Source organism: Pectobacterium polonicum (genome assembly GCF_005497185.1).
GTDB classification, from domain to species: domain Bacteria; phylum Pseudomonadota; class Gammaproteobacteria; order Enterobacterales; family Enterobacteriaceae; genus Pectobacterium; species Pectobacterium polonicum.
On sequence record NZ_RJTN01000001.1, the window covers coordinates 442,067 to 459,370 of the forward strand.

General features: G+C 50.9%; 16 protein-coding genes. 15 read left to right on the top strand and 1 reads right to left on the bottom strand.

All coding sequences use genetic code 11. From position 1 onward, the window contains the following. Positions 1–39: 39 nt before the first annotated feature. Complete coding sequence (locus tag EDI29_RS01955; protein WP_137739487.1) at positions 40–1,326, bottom strand: citrate synthase; 1,287 nt, start codon at positions 1,324–1,326, stop codon at positions 40–42. A 649-nt stretch (positions 1,327–1,975) separates the two neighbouring features. On the opposite strand from EDI29_RS01955, the gene sdhC reads away from it, so the two are divergent. From sdhC to tolR, 15 genes are all read left to right on the top strand, one after another. Beyond that, positions 1,976–2,365 carry a succinate dehydrogenase cytochrome b556 subunit gene (gene sdhC, locus EDI29_RS01960; protein WP_039275597.1) on the top strand — a complete coding sequence of 130 codons (390 nt, stop codon included), beginning with the start codon at positions 1,976–1,978 and terminating at the stop codon, positions 2,363–2,365. Further along, a complete protein-coding gene (sdhD, locus tag EDI29_RS01965; RefSeq protein WP_107168270.1) occupies positions 2,359–2,706 on the top strand; it encodes a succinate dehydrogenase membrane anchor subunit in 348 nt (115 codons plus the stop codon). Before sdhC ends, sdhD begins: the two co-directional genes overlap by 7 nt. Further along, the gene (sdhA, locus tag EDI29_RS01970; protein ID WP_039506619.1) at positions 2,706–4,472 is read left to right on the top strand and encodes a succinate dehydrogenase flavoprotein subunit; all 1,767 of its coding nucleotides are present in this window, start codon (positions 2,706–2,708) and stop codon (positions 4,470–4,472) included. Before sdhD ends, sdhA begins: the two co-directional genes overlap by 1 nt. Positions 4,473–4,488: 16 nt before the next feature. Continuing rightward, the gene (locus tag EDI29_RS01975) at positions 4,489–5,205 is read left to right on the top strand and encodes a succinate dehydrogenase iron-sulfur subunit (protein WP_137739488.1); all 717 of its coding nucleotides are present in this window, start codon (positions 4,489–4,491) and stop codon (positions 5,203–5,205) included. Positions 5,206–5,479: 274 nt separating this feature from the next. Continuing rightward, on the top strand, positions 5,480–8,287 hold the full coding sequence (gene sucA, locus EDI29_RS01980; RefSeq protein WP_137739489.1) for a 2-oxoglutarate dehydrogenase E1 component: 2,808 nt from the start codon (positions 5,480–5,482) through the stop codon (positions 8,285–8,287). 15 nt (positions 8,288–8,302) lie between these two features. Then, positions 8,303–9,529 (top strand): 2-oxoglutarate dehydrogenase complex dihydrolipoyllysine-residue succinyltransferase, encoded by a 1,227-nt coding sequence (gene odhB / locus EDI29_RS01985; RefSeq protein ID WP_137739490.1) that lies wholly within the window; start codon positions 8,303–8,305, stop codon positions 9,527–9,529. A gap of 197 nt (positions 9,530–9,726) precedes the next feature. After that, positions 9,727–10,893 (top strand): ADP-forming succinate--CoA ligase subunit beta, encoded by a 1,167-nt coding sequence (gene sucC / locus EDI29_RS01990; protein WP_010299192.1) that lies wholly within the window; start codon positions 9,727–9,729, stop codon positions 10,891–10,893. Continuing rightward, on the top strand, positions 10,893–11,765 hold the full coding sequence (gene sucD / locus EDI29_RS01995; protein ID WP_014914674.1) for a succinate--CoA ligase subunit alpha: 873 nt from the start codon (positions 10,893–10,895) through the stop codon (positions 11,763–11,765). The genes sucC and sucD overlap by 1 nt, the downstream gene beginning before the upstream one ends. 729 nt (positions 11,766–12,494) lie before the next feature. After that, on the top strand, positions 12,495–14,063 hold the full coding sequence (gene cydA / locus EDI29_RS02000) for a cytochrome ubiquinol oxidase subunit I (RefSeq protein WP_137739491.1): 1,569 nt from the start codon (positions 12,495–12,497) through the stop codon (positions 14,061–14,063). Between the two features lie 13 nt (positions 14,064–14,076). Next, positions 14,077–15,216 (top strand): cytochrome d ubiquinol oxidase subunit II, encoded by a 1,140-nt coding sequence (cydB, locus tag EDI29_RS02005; protein ID WP_107169825.1) that lies wholly within the window; start codon positions 14,077–14,079, stop codon positions 15,214–15,216. Between the two features lie 16 nt (positions 15,217–15,232). After that, positions 15,233–15,349 carry a cytochrome bd-I oxidase subunit CydX gene (gene cydX, locus EDI29_RS02010; protein ID WP_069956042.1) on the top strand — a complete coding sequence of 39 codons (117 nt, stop codon included), beginning with the start codon at positions 15,233–15,235 and terminating at the stop codon, positions 15,347–15,349. After that, positions 15,346–15,639 (top strand): cyd operon protein YbgE, encoded by a 294-nt coding sequence (gene ybgE, locus EDI29_RS02015; RefSeq protein ID WP_107169826.1) that lies wholly within the window; start codon positions 15,346–15,348, stop codon positions 15,637–15,639. Before cydX ends, ybgE begins: the two co-directional genes overlap by 4 nt. A gap of 133 nt (positions 15,640–15,772) precedes the next feature. Continuing rightward, positions 15,773–16,177 (top strand): tol-pal system-associated acyl-CoA thioesterase, encoded by a 405-nt coding sequence (gene ybgC, locus EDI29_RS02020; RefSeq protein ID WP_107169827.1) that lies wholly within the window; start codon positions 15,773–15,775, stop codon positions 16,175–16,177. After that, positions 16,174–16,860, top strand: a complete 687-nt coding sequence (tolQ, locus tag EDI29_RS02025; RefSeq protein ID WP_137739492.1) for a Tol-Pal system protein TolQ — start codon at positions 16,174–16,176, stop codon at positions 16,858–16,860. Before ybgC ends, tolQ begins: the two co-directional genes overlap by 4 nt. A gap of 12 nt (positions 16,861–16,872) precedes the next feature. After that, the gene (gene tolR / locus EDI29_RS02030) at positions 16,873–17,298 is read left to right on the top strand and encodes a colicin uptake protein TolR (RefSeq protein ID WP_005973933.1); all 426 of its coding nucleotides are present in this window, start codon (positions 16,873–16,875) and stop codon (positions 17,296–17,298) included. The last annotated feature ends 6 nt before the right edge of the window (positions 17,299–17,304 follow it).

Sequence of the window (17,304 nt, forward strand, 5' to 3'; positions counted from 1 at the left end):
AGGCCGGATAGTCCGGCCTTATTGCACAGGCTGAATGGATTAATCGTGTTTCAGGTTGGACGAGAAGTCACGTTTGTCGTAGCCGGTATACAGCTGACGTGGACGGGCAATCTTGATGCCGTCGGCGTGCATTTCGCTCCAATGCGCAATCCAACCCACGGTACGCGCCATCGCAAAGATAACGGTAAACATGGAAGACGGAATACCCATCGCTTTCAGGATGATGCCAGAGTAGAAGTCCACGTTCGGGTACAGTTTCTTCTCAATGAAGTACGGGTCGTTCAGCGCGATATGCTCCAGCTCCATCGCCACTTCCAGCAGATCGTCTTTTCTGCCCAGCTCTTTCAGCACTTCATGGCAGGTTTCACGCATGACGGTAGCGCGCGGGTCGTGGTTTTTGTACACACGGTGACCGAAGCCCATCAGGCGGAAGGAGTCGTTCTTATCTTTTGCACGTTCGATAAACGCCGGGATGTGCTCCACGCTGCTGATTTCCTCCAGCATACGCAGACAGGCTTCGTTCGCACCGCCGTGTGCAGGTCCCCACAGCGAGGCGATCCCCGCGGCGATACAGGCAAATGGGTTTGCACCGGACGAACCAGCCGTACGCACGGTAGAGGTTGAGGCGTTTTGTTCGTGATCGGCATGCAGGATAAGAATGCGATCCATGGCGCGTTCCAGCACCGGGTTCACAACATATTCTTCACAAGGGGTGGAGAACATCATGTGCAGGAAATTACCCGCGTAGGACAGGTTGTTTTTCGGATAAACAAACGGCTGACCCAGTGAGTATTTATAGCACATCGCAGCGACGGTCGGCATTTTCGACAGCAGGCGATAGGCCGCGATTTCGCGGTGACGCTCGATATTAATGTCGAGAGAATCGTGGTAAAACGCGGCCAGTGCACCAGTGACGCCGCACAATACGGCCATTGGATGTGAATCACGACGGAAACCGTGGAACAGACGAGTAATCTGCTCATGGATCATGGTGTGACGCGTTACCGTTGTCTTGAACGTTTCATATTGTTCGACCGTAGGGACTTCACCGAACAATAGGATATAACAAACTTCAAGATAATTAGATTTTTCAGCCAGTTGGGCAATCGGGAAGCCCCGGTGCAGCAGAATGCCTTCGTCGCCGTCGATATAGGTAATTTTTGATTCGCAAGATGCGGTAGAGGTAAAGCCTGGGTCAAATGTGAAGTAACCTTTGGAACCGAGGGGACGAATATCAATCTCATCATATCCTAGCGTACCAGATAGGACATTTAGCTCAATCGGTTCTTTACCTTCTAGGGTAAGTGTTGCTTTTTTATCAGCCATTTACAGTCTCCTTAGCGCTTTAATTTTAAAAATTCTCACTGAAGAAATACCGTCATGCCTGTGCACCGGACGAGTAATGGCCGGTGAAACTCTGTCGTGACACAGTCGTCAAATAGGATACAGAGTAAGGCGGGTAGCCGCATTCAGGATGAAAAATTCGTTCTCCAGGCGATTAACAATTATCAGATAATTAATCACGTTCTGAATAGATTGTAGCCATTACCTATGACTTTTACGTGGACTCTCTTCACTGTTACATAAGTTACGTCAGTGTGGAAGTGTCCCGCCGTGCTTTAACACATCATAAGAAATTCAATCCCCTAGTTGTAATTGAAATGTTGAAGTTTTGTCAAATCAGATAATTAATTTTATATAAATTGTGAAGTTCGTGATCTAAATCACTGTTCGAGGCAAATGTCACCAAACAGTTTGTATGGGAATTGTAATAGGAATGTGAAGGACCTATACTCCCGCCAGGTCTCCGGAATCACCCTGCAGTAGGAGCACCCAGTATGAAAGGATCATGCGCTGTTTAGACACCGGAATGTCGATGTTTGAGCGCGTATCGTAAACCCACTCTCAGGGCTGTAACTTTCATGCTGTCTGACCTCACATCAGGCCCGGAGGAAGAAACAATAATAAAAGCTGTGTGGGCAAATCTGTGAAAAAACAAAGACCTGTCAATCTGGAATTGCAGACGATCCAGTTTCCCGTTACTGCGATAGCATCTATTCTTCACCGCGTCTCCGGCGTTATCACCTTTGTCGCTGTCGGTATTTTACTGTGGCTGTTAGGCACTTCTCTTTCTTCAGAGGAAGGGTTCCTGCGTGCTGCGGAAATTATGGATAGCTTCATCGTCAAATTTATCGTTTGGGGCATCCTCGTCGCGTTGGCTTATCACATTGTTGGTGGTATACGCCACCTGTTGATGGATTTTGGCTATATAGAAGAAGACCTTGCCGCAGGTAAGCGTTCTGCAAATATCTCCTTTATTATTACTGTCGTGCTTTCAATTCTGGCTGGAGTCCTCGTATGGTAAGCAATGCTTCTGCGTTAGGACGCAATGGCGTACACGATTGGTTACTGATTCGCGCTTCCGCCATCGTCATTGTTCTGTATGTAATTTATCTTATTGGTTTTATTGCTACGGCTGGTGACATCACGTATGAAATCTGGCGTGGTTTCTTCGCGATGGCCCTCACCAAAGTATTCACACTGCTAACGTTATTTTCCATTCTGGTTCATGCCTGGATAGGGATGTGGCAAGTGCTGACCGACTACATTAAACCGCTGGCCTTACGCCTGACTTTACAGTTGGCAATTGTGGTAGCGCTGTTGGTGTACGTCATTTATGGAACTGTTGTGGTGTGGGGTGCGTGATGAATTTGCCAGTCAGAGAATTTGATGCAGTCGTTGTTGGTGCAGGTGGCGCAGGTATGCGCGCCGCGCTGCAAATCTCCCAAATGGGCCTGTCCTGTGCCCTGTTATCGAAAGTGTTCCCAACCCGTTCCCATACTGTGTCCGCGCAGGGCGGTATTACCGTTGCGCTGGGTAACACCCATGAGGATAACTGGGAATGGCACATGTATGACACCGTAAAAGGGTCGGATTACATTGGCGATCAGGACGCCATTGAATATATGTGTAAAACCGGCCCGGAAGCGATTCTGGAACTGGAACACATGGGGTTACCGTTCTCCCGTCTGGATGATGGCAGCATTTATCAGCGTCCGTTCGGTGGTCAATCCAAGAATTTTGGCGGCGAGCAGGCTGCCCGTACCGCCGCTGCCGCTGACCGTACAGGCCATGCGCTGTTGCACACGCTGTATCAGCAGAACCTGAAAAATCACACCACTATCTTCTCCGAGTGGTATGCCCTCGATCTGGTGAAAAATCAGGATGGTGCGGTTGTCGGTTGTACGGCGATCTGCATCGAAACCGGTGAAGTGGTCTATTTCAAAGCGAAAGCAACCGTGCTGGCAACCGGCGGTGCGGGCCGTATCTATCAGTCCACCACCAATGCGCACATTAATACGGGTGATGGCGTAGGCATGGCATTGCGTGCCGGTGTTCCGTTGCAGGACATGGAAATGTGGCAGTTCCACCCAACTGGCATTGCGGGGGCGGGTGTGCTGGTCACCGAAGGCTGCCGTGGTGAAGGCGGCTATTTGCTGAATAAGCACGGTGAGCGTTTCATGGAACGCTATGCGCCAAACGCGAAAGATCTGGCCGGTCGTGATGTGGTTGCCCGTTCCATTATGATCGAAATTCGTGAAGGCCGCGGTTGTGAAGGCCCGTGGGGACCACACGCCAAACTGAAACTGGATCATCTGGGTAAAGACGTTCTGGAATCCCGTCTGCCGGGCATTTTGGAGTTGTCCCGCACGTTTGCCCACGTCGATCCGGTAAAAGAGCCGATTCCTGTTATCCCAACCTGTCACTACATGATGGGCGGTATTCCGACCAAAGTGAGTGGTCAGGCATTGACGGTAAATGAGAAAGGCGAAGATGTGGTGATTCCAGGGCTGTTTGCCGTGGGTGAAATTGCCTGCGTGTCGGTGCATGGTGCCAACCGTCTGGGCGGCAACTCATTGCTCGACCTGGTGGTGTTTGGTCGTTCAGCCGGTATTCATTTGCAAGAATCGCTGGATGAGCAGGGCGAAAGCCGTGATGCCAGCGAATCCGATATTGAAGCCTCGCTCGACCGTCTGAACCGCTGGAATAATACTCGCTCCGGTGAAGATCCGGTTGAAATTCGCAAAGCGCTGCAATCCTGTATGCAGAATAACTTCTCGGTCTTCCGTGAAGGCGATGCAATGGCGAAAGGGCTGGAAGAGCTGAAAGTGATCCGTGAGCGCCTGAAAAATGCGCGTCTGGATGACACCTCAAGCGAGTTCAACACCCAGCGTATCGAGTGTCTGGAGCTGGATAACCTGATGGAAACCGCGTACGCGACAGCGGTATCGGCTAACTTCCGTACCGAAAGCCGTGGCGCACACAGCCGCTTCGACTACCCAGAGCGCGACGATGAAAATTGGCTGTGCCATTCGTTGTATCTGCCGCAAACCGACAGCATGACGCGCCGTGAGGTGAACATGCAGCCTAAACTGCGTCCGGCGTTCCCGCCGAAAGTACGTACTTATTAATTGCGGAGATCAAACGATGAAACTCGAATTTTCTATTTATCGTTACAACCCGGATGTTGACGATGCTCCGCGGATGCAGGATTACCAGTTGGAGGCGGAAGAAGGCCGCGACATGATGCTGCTGGATGCGCTGATGCTGCTGAAAGAGCAAGATCCGACGCTCTCATTCCGCCGCTCCTGCCGTGAAGGCGTCTGTGGTTCTGACGGCGTTAACATGAACGGCAAGAATGGGCTGGCCTGCATTACGCCTGTTTCCGCGTTACGGCGCGGAAAAAGCAAAATTGTTATCCGTCCTCTACCTGGATTACCGGTTGTCCGTGATTTGGTAGTGGACATGGGACAGTTCTATGCTCAATATGAGAAAATAAAGCCTTACCTGTTGAATAATGGGAAAAATCCGCCGGCGCGTGAGCATCTGCAATCGCCTGAACAACGTGCCAAGTTGGATGGGTTGTATGAATGCATTATGTGTGCTTGCTGCTCAACGTCTTGCCCGTCGTTCTGGTGGAACCCGGATAAGTTCGTTGGGCCTGCGGGATTGCTGGCAGCGTACCGCTTCCTGATTGATAGTCGTGATACGGAAACCACGCCACGACTGGACGATCTGGACGATGCATTCAGCGTTTTCCGCTGCCACGGCATCATGAACTGCGTCAACGTGTGTCCGAAAGGGCTGAACCCGACCAAGGCTATTGGCCATATTAAGTCGATGCTGTTGCATCGCAGCGCGTAACGGATAGCCATTACGTAACGCGTTATTGCATAAAGATTAAGTAGTAAAACATGTATCTCCCTCTGAAGTTGCTATTCTTCAGAGGGGGCGCAGGAAACCTTTAAAAACCGGCTTACGCGCCCGAACCGGTTTTTAAAGGTTCCTTAGGGGGATGGATACTCTAAGCACGTACCGATGTACGACAAGTGAACCGTTTGTACGGCACACGATATACGGACACTAATTACATGTTAACCATGGCGAAAACTGAAGCTTATTAGCTTAAGGGATCATAATGCAGAACGGCGCGATGAAGGCCTGGCTGGATTCCTCCTATTTGGCGGGTGCGAATCAGTCCTACATAGAGCAACTCTATGAAGATTTTTTAACCGATCCTGACTCGATCGAACATAGCTGGCGCTCGATCTTCCAGCAATTGCCTACGAGTGGGGTCAAACCGGATCAACTCCATTCTAAAACGCGTGAATATTTCCGCCGTCTGGCGAAAGACGCTTCGCGCTTTACCTCGTCAGTCACCGATCCCGATATTGATGCTAAGCAGGTCAAGGTATTACAGCTGATCAATGCGTTCCGTTTCCGTGGACATCAGCAAGCTAACCTGGACCCAATCTTCCTGCGTCCGCAGGAACCCGTTGCAGAATTGGATCTGGATTACCATAACCTGACGCAGGATGACCTACAGGAATCCTTCAATGTGGGGTCTTTTGCTATTGGCAAAGACACCATGAAGCTGGAAGATCTGTATGACGCGCTGAAACGCACCTATTGCGGTTCTATCGGTGCGGAATATATGCATATGACCAGCACGGAAGAGAAACGCTGGATACAGCAACGCATCGAATCGGTAATGGGGCAGCCGTCATTTACGGTAGAAGAAAAGCGCCGTTTCCTGAAAGAGCTAACCGCAGCCGAAGGGCTGGAGCGTTATCTGGGTGCCAAGTATCCCGGCGCCAAGCGTTTCTCGCTGGAAGGCGGTGATGCACTGGTTCCGATGCTGAAAGAGCTGATTCGCCATGCGGGTGCAAACGACACTCGCGAAGTGGTATTGGGGATGGCACACCGTGGTCGCCTCAACGTGCTGATCAACGTATTGGGCAAAAAATCTCAGGATCTGTTCGACGAGTTTGCTGGCAAGCATAAAGAACACTTGGGTACAGGTGACGTGAAATATCATCAGGGTTTCTCGTCTGAATTCGAGACGGCTGGTGGTCTGGTGCACTTGGCGTTGGCGTTCAATCCATCGCACCTGGAAATCGTTAGCCCGGTCGTGACGGGATCGGTTCGTGCGCGTCTTGACCGTCTTAATAGTCAGAGTGGTCCGCGTGTTCTGCCAATCACCATTCATGGCGATGCGGCAGTGAGTGGTCAGGGGGTGGTGCAGGAACTGTTGAATATGTCGACGGTGCGTGGCTACGAAGTTGGCGGTACGCTGCGTATTGTGATCAACAACCGTATCGGCTTCACCACCTCTAACCCGCTGGATATTCGCTCCACTGAATACTGTACCGATATCGGAAAAATGGTGCAGGCACCGATTTTCCACGTTAACGCAGACGACCCGGAAGCGGTGGCGTTTGTTACGCGTCTGGCGCTGGATTTCCGTAATACCTTCAAACGCGATGTATTCATCGATCTGATTTGTTATCGCCGTCATGGTCATAACGAAGCTGACGAGCCAAGTGCAACGCAGCCGATGATGTACCAGAAGATCAAGAAGCACCCGACGCCGCGTAAGGTATACGCCGATCGTCTGGAGCAGGAAAAATCCATCACGCTGGAAGATGCCACCGAGATGGTCAACCTGTACCGCGATGCGCTGGATGCGGGCGAATGTGTGGTGGAAGAATGGCGTGAGATGGATATGCAGTCCTTTACCTGGACGCCGTATCTGAACCATGAGTGGGATGAGCCTTATCCGCACGCCACAGAAATGAAACGTTTGCAGGAACTGGCGAAGCGTATCAGTGAAGTGCCGGAAGGGATTGACGTTCATCCTCGCGTTGCCAAGGTTTATACCGACCGTGCTGAGATGGCTGCGGGTAACAAACCGTTCGACTGGGGCGGAGCTGAAACGCTGGCCTACGCCACATTGGTCGATGAAGGCATTCCGATTCGTTTGTCTGGTGAAGACAGCGGGCGTGGTACGTTCTTCCATCGTCATGCTGTCGTGCATAACCAGAAAAATGGTTCCAGCTACACGCCGTTGAACCACGTACACAACGGGCAGGGCGAGTTCAACGTTTGGGACTCCGTACTTTCCGAAGAAGCGATTCTGGCGTTTGAATACGGCTATGCGACCGCAGAACCGCGCACCCTGACCATCTGGGAAGCGCAGTTTGGTGACTTCGCCAACGGTGCGCAGGTGGTAATCGACCAGTTCATCAGCTCCGGTGAGCAGAAGTGGGGCCGGATGTGTGGTCTGGTCATGCTGCTGCCGCACGGTTACGAAGGGCAAGGTCCAGAGCACTCGTCTGCCAGACTGGAACGTTATCTGCAACTGTGCGCTGAGCAAAATATGCAGGTCTGTATTCCGTCAACGCCAGCACAGGTGTATCACATGCTTCGCCGTCAGGCGCTGCGCGGTATGCGCCGTCCGCTGGTGGTCATGTCACCGAAATCTCTGTTGCGCCATCCGCTGGCGATTTCTTCACTGGATGAACTGGCAAATGGTTCCTTCCAGCCGGCGATTGGTGAAGTAGAAGAATTAGATCCGGCAGCCGTGAAGCGTGTCGTGCTTTGTTCCGGTAAGGTCTACTATGATTTGCTGGAACAGCGCCGCAAGAACGAGCAAAAGAATGTCGCGATCGTCCGTATCGAACAGCTTTACCCGTTCCCGCATCAGTCCGTTCAAGCTGCGTTGGAACCGTTTGCCCATGTTCACGATTTCGTGTGGTGTCAGGAAGAGCCGCTGAATCAGGGAGCCTGGTATTGCAGTCAGCACCATTTCCGTGAAGTGATTCCGTTTGGGGCTTCTTTACGTTACGCAGGACGCCCGGCGTCTGCATCACCCGCCGTTGGCTATATGTCCGTACACCAGAAACAACAGCAAGATCTGGTTGATGACGCGCTGAACGTTGATTAAATAAAAGGATAGATAATGAGTAGCGTAGATATTCATGTACCCGACCTGCCTGAATCCGTCGCTGACGCCACCGTTGCTACCTGGCATAAAAAACCAGGCGATAGCGTTCAGCGTGATGAAGTGCTGGTTGAAATTGAAACTGACAAAGTTGTGTTGGAAGTGCCTGCCTCTGAAGCGGGCATTCTGGATGCCGTGCTGGAAGAAGAAGGCGCGACCGTAACGTCTCGCCAGCTTTTGGGCCGTATTCGCCGTGGCGATAGCTCCGGTAAAGAAACCAGCGAGAAGTCACAGAGCAAAGAATCAACACCGGCACAGCGCCATACGGCTGGGCTGGAAGAAGAGAACAGCGATGCGCTGAGCCCAGCCATCCGCCGTCTGATTGCAGAGCACGATCTCGATGCAGCTGCGATCAAAGGCAGCGGCGTAGGCGGTCGAATTACCCGTGAAGACGTGGATAAGCATTTGGCTGCCCAGAAGAAAGAGCCTGCTAAAGCGGCTAAGTCCGAGGCTCCGGCGGCTTCTCCGGCACCGACTCTGGGCGCGCGCAGCGAAAAACGCGTACCGATGACGCGTCTGCGTAAGCGCGTTGCAGAACGTCTGCTGGAAGCGAAAAACAGCACGGCAATGTTGACGACGTTCAACGAAATCAACATGCAGCCAATCATGGATCTGCGCAAGCAGTACGGTGACGCATTTGAGAAGCGTCACGGTGTGCGTCTGGGCTTCATGTCCTTCTACATCAAAGCTGTGGTCGAAGCGCTGAAACGTTATCCAGAAGTGAATGCGTCTATTGATGGCGAAGATGTGGTGTACCACAACTACTTCGATGTCAGCATCGCGGTGTCTACCCCGCGTGGTCTGGTTACGCCAGTGCTGCGTGATGTGGATGCGCTGGGCATGGCCGACATCGAGAAGCGTATCAAAGAGCTGGCGGTGAAAGGCCGTGACGGCAAACTGACGGTTGAAGAACTGTTGGGCGGTAACTTCACGATTACCAACGGCGGCGTCTTTGGCTCTCTGATGTCTACCCCGATCATCAACCCACCGCAGAGTGCGATTCTGGGTATGCATGCCATTAAAGATCGTCCGATGGCGGTTGATGGTCAGGTCGTTATTCTGCCGATGATGTATCTGGCACTGTCTTACGATCACCGTTTGGTCGACGGCCGTGAGTCCGTTGGTTTCCTGGTGACGGTGAAAGAGATGCTGGAAGATCCAGCGCGTCTGCTGTTAGACGTGTAGTCCGACAGGTAGACTTTCGGGCGGTAACCCTGACGGTTTCCGCCCGAAATACACAGATTATGTGCTATGCAGGCCGCTTCTTCTCAGCGGCGTTATCCAAATATATCAGAGAGTTAATGGCGCTTTTCTCTACCGAAAGACTCGGTGATGAAAAACCGTCTGCCGACTTATCTCCAAACCTAAATGGATAGAACATCATGAATTTACACGAGTATCAGGCAAAACAACTCTTTGCTCGATATGGTTTACCGGCACCGACCGGCTATGCCTGTACCACACCGCGTGAAGCGGAAGAAGCCGCGTCTAAAATTGGTGCGGGTCCGTGGGTCGTAAAATGTCAGGTTCACGCAGGCGGTCGCGGTAAAGCGGGCGGCGTTAAAGTCGTCAGCAATAAAGAAGATATCCGCGCCTTTGCTGAAAACTGGCTGGGTAAAAAACTCGTTACTTATCAAACTGACGCACAGGGTCAGCCGGTTCATCAGATCCTGGTTGAAGCCGCAACGGATATCGACAAAGAGCTGTATCTGGGCGCGGTTGTTGACCGTGGCACGCGTCGCGTGGTGTTCATGGCGTCCACCGAAGGTGGTGTAGAAATTGAAAAAGTGGCGGAAGAAACGCCGGAGCTGATCCATAAAGCGGCGATCGATCCACTGGTCGGTCCACAGCCTTATCAGGGCCGTGAACTGGCTTTCAAACTGGGTCTGAGTGGTAAGCAAGTGGCTCAGTTCACCAAAATCTTCATGGGTCTGGCGACGCTGTTCCTTGAGCGCGATCTGGCGCTGGTAGAAATCAATCCGCTGGTTATCACCAAGCAGGGCGATCTGATCTGTCTGGATGGCAAGCTGGGTGCGGACGGCAATGCCCTGTTCCGCCAGCCTGAGCTGCGCGAAATGCGTGACCCAAGCCAGGAAGACTCTCGTGAAGCGCATGCGGCACAGTGGGAACTGAACTATGTTGCGCTGGACGGTAATATTGGCTGTATGGTCAACGGTGCGGGTTTGGCGATGGGTACGATGGACATCGTGAAGCTGCACGGCGGTTCTCCTGCTAACTTCCTTGATGTTGGCGGCGGTGCGACGAAAGAACGTGTGACAGAGGCGTTCAAAATTATCCTGTCTGACGACAAGGTAAAAGCCGTCTTTGTTAACATCTTTGGTGGCATCGTACGTTGCGATTTGATCGCTGACGGTATCATCGGCGCGGTAGCCGAAGTGGGCGTTAACGTACCGGTTGTTGTGCGTCTTGAAGGAAACAATGCGGAACTGGGTGCCAAGAAACTGGCGGATAGCGGCCTGAATATTATTGCCGCGACCAGCCTGACGGGTGCGGCTCAGCAGGTTGTTGCAGCAGTGGGGGATAAATAATGTCCATTCTGATTAATAAAAATACCAAAGTTATCTGTCAGGGTTTTACCGGTAGTCAGGGGACATTCCACTCTGAGCAAGCGCTTGCTTACGGTACACAAATGGTCGGTGGTGTGACGCCGGGTAAAGGCGGCACGGAACATCTGGGCCTGCCCGTATTTAATACGGTGCGTGAAGCGGTAGAAGCGACGGGCGCAACGGCATCGGTTATCTACGTTCCCGCTCCGTTCTGTAAAGACTCCATTCTGGAAGCGATTGACGCAGGCATCGAGCTGATTATCTGTATCACCGAAGGTATCCCGACGCTGGATATGCTGACGGTGAAAGTGAAGCTTGACCAGAGCGGTGTGCGGATGATCGGTCCGAACTGCCCAGGTGTGATCACGCCGGGCGAATGTAAGATCGGTATTATGCCGGGTCATATTCACCTGCCGGGCAAAGTGGGTATCGTTTCTCGTTCAGGTACGCTGACGTATGAAGCGGTGAAGCAAACAACTGATGCCGGGCTGGGTCAGTCCAGCTGTGTGGGTATCGGTGGTGACCCGATCCCTGGTTCTAACTTCATCGATATTCTGAAGCTGTTTGAACAGGACCCACAGACAGAAGCCATCGTCATGATTGGTGAAATCGGTGGTACAGCGGAAGAAGAAGCGGCGGCGTACATTAAAGAGCACGTGACTAAACCCGTTGTTGGCTACATCGCGGGCGTGACTGCGCCGAAAGGCAAGCGTATGGGCCATGCTGGTGCCATCATTGCCGGTGGTAAAGGTACTGCCGATGATAAATTCGCAGCGTTAGAAGCGGCCGGTGTCAAAACCGTTCGCAGCCTGGCGGATATCGGTGATGCTGTAAAAGCAATATTAGCACGTTAATCGATTAGTCGATTAAACATACCAGCCACCTCCGGGTGGCTTTTTTGTGCAAAAGAGAATGGAATTCAATAAGATCAAATATGAGAGAATATTGTTAATTCATGCAACAATTATAAAACAATAAAAAAACGGAATAATCAGTAATAAAATAATAAAAAACATACAAAAAAAAGAATAAAAAATGTGCCTTATTGTATGTAAATAATCGATAACGGAAAGTAGCGATTATATTGCTGAATTAATTTAACTTAAACCTAAAAATTACATTGCATTAACAATAAGCGCAATAAAGAAATTAATGCAACGCATTAATCACCAGAAAGACGTTAAATTGTTTTAGATCAAAAAACGCCTCTGGATATAATTTATGAAATAGGCTTAAATTGCGCGAGGTCAATTATCACCTTTTGCACCTTTGGGCGGGAAAGTTGATTTGAAGCCAAAAACCTAGTCTAGGTCACGTAAAAACCTATTTATTGTAGGGGATTACAGGCGTAATATACGGCTACCTCCTTATGGGGTACGCTATTTGTAATACTTGTGATTTATCTTGAGCTTGCTGTCGGGGCATCGCGATGTGACTGCCCTGGTGAACGGTATTTTTAGTGTTTGTTACAGCCGATGTTAAAGCAATTCTTGTTGTGTTCTTTTTGGGTGTAATGGCCGAATGTTTGGCGGCTTGTCAGCGTTTGCAAGCTAATCCCTTCCTGCGAGGAGCAAGGAGTCAAAATGTTTGATGTAGTCGAACTGTCACGTTTACAGTTTGCCTTAACTGCAATGTACCATTTTCTATTCGTACCATTAACGCTGGGGATGGCGTTTTTGCTGGCGATTATGGAAACGGTATATGTGCTGTCCGGCAAACAAATCTATAAAGATATGACCAAATTCTGGGGCAAGTTATTCGCAATTAACTTTGCTCTTGGGGTTGCTACCGGATTGACTATGGAGTTTCAATTCGGGACCAACTGGTCATATTTCTCTCACTACGTCGGGGATATTTTCGGCGCGCCGCTGGCTATTGAAGGCTTGATGGCATTCTTCCTGGAATCGACCTTTGTTGGCTTGTTCTTCTTCGGTTGGGACCGTTTAGGAAAAGTGCAGCATATGGCCGTGACCTGGCTGGTCGCACTGGGTTCTAACTTCTCTGCACTGTGGATTCTGGTCGCCAATGGCTGGATGCAAAACCCCATCGCATCAGATTTCAATTTTGAAACCATGCGTATGGAAATGGTGAGTTTCGCTGACCTGGTGCTGAACCCCGTTGCTCAGGTGAAATTCGTTCACACGGTGGCAGCAGGTTACTGTACCGGCGCGATGTTCATTCTGGGTATCAGTTCCTACTATCTGTTGAAAGGCCGTGACATTGCGTTTGCCAAGCGTTCATTTGCTATCGCAGCAAGCTTCGGTCTGGCTTCTGTCTTGTCTGTTATCGTACTGGGTGATGAATCCGGTTATGAAATGGGTGACGTGCAGAAAACCAAACTGGCAGCGATTGAAGCCGAATGGGAAACACAGCCAGCTCCTGCATCCTTTACGCTGATTGGCATCCCGAACCAGGATACGATGGAAAACAACTATGCCATCAAGATCCCTTACGCTTTGGGGATAATTGCCACCCGTTCAACTGACAAAGAAGTGACGGGTCTGAAAGAGCTGATGGCGATGCATGAAGTGCGTATTCGCAATGGTATGAAAGCGTACCACTTGCTGGAAGAATTACGCGCGGGCAACACCGACCCGGCAATAAAAGAAGCGTTCGATCAGTCTAAGAAAGACTTGGGCTATGGTCTGTTGCTGAAACGCTATACGCCGAAAGTCTCTGATGCATCAGAAACTCAGATTAAACAAGCAGTTAAAGATTCTATCCCACGTGTAGCACCGCTGTATTTCTCTTTCCGTATCATGGTAGGTTGCGGCATTCTGATGCTGTTGATCATTGGTCTCTCTTTCTGGACTGTTCTGCGTGGCAAAATTGGTCAGAAACGCTGGCTGCACCGCATCGCACTGTATGGTATTCCGCTGCCGTGGATTGCTATCGAAGCAGGCTGGTTTGTTGCCGAATACGGCCGTCAACCTTGGGCTATCGGTGAAATCCTGCCAACAGCTGTCGCGACCTCATCGTTGACAGCAGGCGATATTCTGTTCTCCATGGGACTGATCTGTGGTCTGTATACGCTCTTCCTGATTGCAGAAATGTATCTGATGTTCAAATTTGCACGTCTGGGGCCAAGCAGCCTGAAAACAGGACGTTACCATTTTGAACAACCTATAGCGGCTGCGCAGGAAGCACGGTAAACAGGAGTCCACTATGTTTGAATATGAAGTCTTACGTTTTATCTGGTGGCTGTTGATCGGTATTTTGCTGATTGGCTTCGCCATCACTGATGGTTTTGACATGGGCGTGGGCATTCTGGTGCGTCTGATGGGGCGTGGGGATACCGAGCGTCGCGTTATGATTAACAGTATTGCTCCGCACTGGGACGGTAACCAGGTCTGGTTGATCACCGCTGGTGGCGCGCTGTTTGCTGCCTGGCCGATGGTTTATGCCGCTGCGTTCTCCGGTTTCTACATTGCTATGATTCTGGTGCTGGCCTCATTGTTCTTCCGTCCTGTCGGCTTCGATTATCGTTCAAAAATCGAAGATCCGCGCTGGCGTGGCATGTGGGACTGGGGCATCTTTATTGGCAGTTTTGTGCCGCCGGTTGTCATTGGTGTAGCGTTTGGCAATTTGTTGCAGGGCGTGCCGTTCCACGTCGATGAATATCTGCGCCTGTACTACACCGGAAACTTCTTCCAACTGCTGAATCCGTTTGGTTTACTGGCTGGTGTGGTGAGTCTGACGATGATTCTTACTCAGGGTGCAACCTACCTGATGATGAGGACCACGGGCGATTTGCACGTGCGTTCCAAATCAGCCGCGCAAATTTCCGCGCTGGTGATGATGGTGACGTTTGCTCTGGCTGGCGTATGGGTGATTTATGGCATTGATGGTTATGTGGTGACGTCGGCGATTAACACCGCTGCTGAGTCTAACCCACTGCGTAAAGAAGTCGTTCAGCAGGCAGGTGCCTGGCTGGTCAACTTCAATAACCATCCTGTGCTGTGGGCTATTCCCGTACTGGGCGTGGTATTGCCAGTGCTGACTACCCTTATGGCGCGTGCAGAGAAAGGAGCATGGGCATTCTTGTTCTCTTCTCTGACTATCGCTTGTGTGATTCTGACCGCTGGGATCGCTATGTTCCCGTTCATTATGCCGTCAGTCACCGTGCCTAACGTCAGCTTGACGGTATGGGATGCGACATCGAGTCTGCTGACGTTGAAAGTGATGACTGTGGTTGCGATTATTTTCGTTCCCATCGTGCTTTCTTACACTGCGTGGTGCTACTACAAGATGTTCGGTCGTATTACTAAAGAGCAGATTGAGCAAAACACTCACTCTATGTACTAAGTAAGGAGCTTAATTTATGTGGTATTTTGCCTGGATACTCGGAACGCTTCTTGCTTGCTCACTGGGGATCATCACGGCCCTGGCTATTGAGCAGAGTGAGGCAAGTAAAGCGGCTGAAGACGATAAGCAATGAATGATCTGGTCGATAAACTCTATCGCCTGATGGATAAGAGCCCGTTAAGGGCTCTTTCCCTTATCATGGCGTTGCTACTCGCTGGCTGTGTCTTCTGGGACCCGACGCGCTTTGCTGCGCGGACCAGCGAACTCGCGGTTTGGCAGGGGCTGCTGTTGATTTGGGCCGTTTGCGCTGGCGTTGTTCATGGCGTGGGTTTCCGTCCACATCGCCTGCTTTGGCGCGCGTTTTTCGCACCACTTCCCGCCTTTGTGATCCTGTGCGCAGGATTGTACTATTTCTTCGGTTAAAATAGTCTCCTATTCCATTTAGTTATGGGTTGCTTGCGACCCATAATTATTTTCTTTCCGCTGTCACAATCCATTCCAAACCTCATTTCTCTTGCGTATAGTAGCGAGGTTTAATGCATTACCGGGATGTAGAGTGAGTAATTCGTTGTTTCGCTGGCCAGTTCGAGTCTACTTTGAAGACACTGATGCAGGTGGCGTTGTCTACCATGCGCGCTATGTTGCCTTTTATGAAAGGGCAAGAACCGAAGCGTTGCGGGAACGTAACTTTCACCAGCAAGCCTTGCTAAGTGAGCATGTCGCGTTTGCTGTTCGTCGGATGACGGTGGAGTATCTTGCTCCTGCGCGCCTCGACGACATGCTGGAAGTGCAGAGCGAGATTATCTCGCTGCGTGGTGCTTCTCTGACTTTCGCACAGCGTATTCTCAATGCTCAGGGCACCCTGCTAAGCCATGCTGAAGTTTTGATCGCATGCATCGATCCACATCAAATGAAGCCAATTGCGCTTCCTAAGTCTATTGTCGCGGAGTTCAAGCAGTGACTGACATGAACGTTTTTGATTTGTTCCTGAAGGCAAGCCTTCTGGTCAAACTAATCATGCTGATTTTAATCTGTTTTTCTATCGCTTCCTGGGCGATCATTATTCAACGTACCCGAATTTTGAATACGGCGACGCGTGAGGCTGAGGCGTTCGAGGACAAATTTTGGTCGGGTATCGAACTGTCGCGTCTCTATCAGGAAAGCCAAAGCCGTCGCGATAGTCTGACGGGCACTGAACAAATCTTCCATTCAGGTTTCAAAGAATTTGCGCGGTTGCATCGTGTTAACAGCCATGCGCCGGAAGCGGTGGTAGAAGGTGCATCCCGTGCGATGCGTATTTCAATGAATCGTGAATTGGAAACGCTGGAAACGCACATTCCCTTCTTGGGCACCGTGGGGTCTATCAGCCCGTATATCGGCCTGTTCGGTACCGTTTGGGGGATTATGCACGCTTTTATCGCGCTGGGCGCCGTGAAGCAGGCAACCTTACAAATGGTCGCACCTGGTATTGCCGAAGCTTTGATTGCTACGGCAATCGGCCTGTTTGCTGCGATTCCTGCGGTCATGGCGTATAACCGCCTTAGCCTGCGGGTGGGTAAACTGGAGCAGAACTACGACAACTTTACGGAAGAGTTCATCGCGATCCTGCACCGTCAGGCATTCTCCAGCGACAACAGCAAGTAATCAGGGGGGATCATGGCACGAGTACGCAGAGGTCGTCGTGAGCTGAAATCCGAGATCAACATTGTTCCGCTATTGGACGTGCTGTTGGTGCTGTTGCTGATTTTTATGGCGACAGCGCCGATTATTACGCAGAGCGTTGAGGTAGACCTGCCGGATGCAACCGATTCAAAAACGGTCTCCAGCAATGACAATCCGCCCGTGATCGTAGAGGTTTCAGGCATAGGGCAATATAGCCTGGTTGTTGAGCAAAACCGTATGGAACAGCTTCCGGCAGAGCAGGTGGTTGCTGAAGCGCAATCACGACTGGCTACTAACCCCAAGACGGTCTTTTTGATTGGGGGGGCGAAAGATGTTCCTTATGATGAGATCATTAAAGCGTTGAATTTGTTGCATCAAGCTGGCGTAAAGTCCGTTGGTTTGATGACGCAACCGATTTAAATGAGT

Bases quoted from the DNA above. Each gene is read 5' to 3' on its own strand.
- EDI29_RS01955 (WP_137739487.1), bottom strand. From the start codon at position 1,326: ATGGCTGATAAAAAAGCAACACTTACCCTAGAAGGTAAAGAACCGATT.
- sdhD (WP_107168270.1), top strand. From the start codon at position 2,359: ATGGTAAGCAATGCTTCTGCGTTAGGACGCAATGGCGTACACGATTGG.
- sdhA (WP_039506619.1), top strand. From the start codon at position 2,706: ATGAATTTGCCAGTCAGAGAATTTGATGCAGTCGTTGTTGGTGCAGGT.
- EDI29_RS01975 (WP_137739488.1), top strand. From the start codon at position 4,489: ATGAAACTCGAATTTTCTATTTATCGTTACAACCCGGATGTTGACGAT.
- sucA (WP_137739489.1), top strand. From the start codon at position 5,480: ATGCAGAACGGCGCGATGAAGGCCTGGCTGGATTCCTCCTATTTGGCG.
- odhB (WP_137739490.1), top strand. From the start codon at position 8,303: ATGAGTAGCGTAGATATTCATGTACCCGACCTGCCTGAATCCGTCGCT.
- sucC (WP_010299192.1), top strand. From the start codon at position 9,727: ATGAATTTACACGAGTATCAGGCAAAACAACTCTTTGCTCGATATGGT.
- sucD (WP_014914674.1), top strand. From the start codon at position 10,893: ATGTCCATTCTGATTAATAAAAATACCAAAGTTATCTGTCAGGGTTTT.
- cydA (WP_137739491.1), top strand. From the start codon at position 12,495: ATGTTTGATGTAGTCGAACTGTCACGTTTACAGTTTGCCTTAACTGCA.
- cydB (WP_107169825.1), top strand. From the start codon at position 14,077: ATGTTTGAATATGAAGTCTTACGTTTTATCTGGTGGCTGTTGATCGGT.
- cydX (WP_069956042.1), top strand. From the start codon at position 15,233: ATGTGGTATTTTGCCTGGATACTCGGAACGCTTCTTGCTTGCTCACTG.
- ybgE (WP_107169826.1), top strand. From the start codon at position 15,346: ATGAATGATCTGGTCGATAAACTCTATCGCCTGATGGATAAGAGCCCG.
- tolR (WP_005973933.1), top strand. From the start codon at position 16,873: ATGGCACGAGTACGCAGAGGTCGTCGTGAGCTGAAATCCGAGATCAAC.